Source organism: Methylobacterium sp. GC_Met_3 (genome assembly GCF_026540775.1).
Classification (GTDB): Bacteria; Pseudomonadota; Alphaproteobacteria; order Rhizobiales; family Beijerinckiaceae; genus Methylobacterium.
The window spans coordinates 1-848 of the sequence record NZ_JALNUL010000173.1 but is presented as its reverse complement, the minus strand read 5'-3'; the positions used below and the strand labels follow the sequence as shown (position 1 = coordinate 848).

Annotated in this window: 1 protein-coding gene; it reads left to right on the top strand. The window is 68.3% G+C overall.

The window, feature by feature from the left end; translation table 11 throughout:
* Positions 1-40 precede the first annotated feature (40 nt).
* Positions 41-846, top strand: a protein-coding gene (locus OXS27_RS32375) for an IS5 family transposase (protein ID WP_267361755.1) whose coding sequence is annotated in 2 segments (ribosomal slippage) — positions 41-368 and positions 368-846 — 807 coding nt in all. Because the reading frame shifts where the segments join, the coding sequence is not laid out codon by codon here.
* Positions 847-848: the final 2 nt, after the last annotated feature.

Below are 848 nucleotides of genomic sequence, written 5' to 3'. Positions count from 1 at the left end.
AGAGCGCGGGACAAAACCGCGTTGAGCGGGTTAGGCGGGCATGGACGCTCTTGTACCTGACGACCTCTGGGCGGTGATCGAGCCGCTTCTTCCATCCGAGCCGGAGAAGCCGAAGGGTGGTCGGCCGCGCTCTTCGGATCGGGCGGCACTGGCGGGCATCATTCTGGTTCTGCGCACGGGCATGCAGTGGAAGCATCTGCCGCGCTCCGATGTCGGCTGCAGCGGCAAGACGAGTTGGCGGCGGCTGGGCGTGTGGCAGGCAGCTGGCGTCTGGGCCGCTCTGCATCGCGTGATGCTGGGGCAGCTTCAGGATGCAGACGCGCTCGATTGGTCACGGGCCGCCCTCGACAGTGCGAGCCTGCCGGCGAAAAAAGGGGCTCTGCGACGGGGCCGAACCCGACGGATCGAGGCAAGCCGGGGACGAAGCGCCACCTCGTCGTGGACGCCAACGGCACGCCGCTTGGCCTGACGCTCACCGGAGCCAACTGCCACGACAGCCGCATGCTAGCCGCCACCCTTGATGCGGTGCCGGGCGTGCGCACAGGGCGTCGGGGTCGCCCTCGGCGCAGACCGGACAAGTTGCACGCTGACAAGGGCTACGATCATCGCCGGTGTCGAGGTGAGTGCCGGGCGCGCAGCATCACGCCGCGCATCGCCCGGCGCGGCATCGAGAGCAGCCAACACCTCGGCCGCTATCGTTGGATCGTCGAACGCACGCTGGCGTGGCTGGCTCGCTTCCGCCGCCTGACCATCCGCTACGAGCGACGCGCTGACCTCCACCTCGCCTTCACGACCCTCGCCTGCGCCCTCATCTGCCGAACTCAGGCCAAACGGTTTTGTCCCTAGCT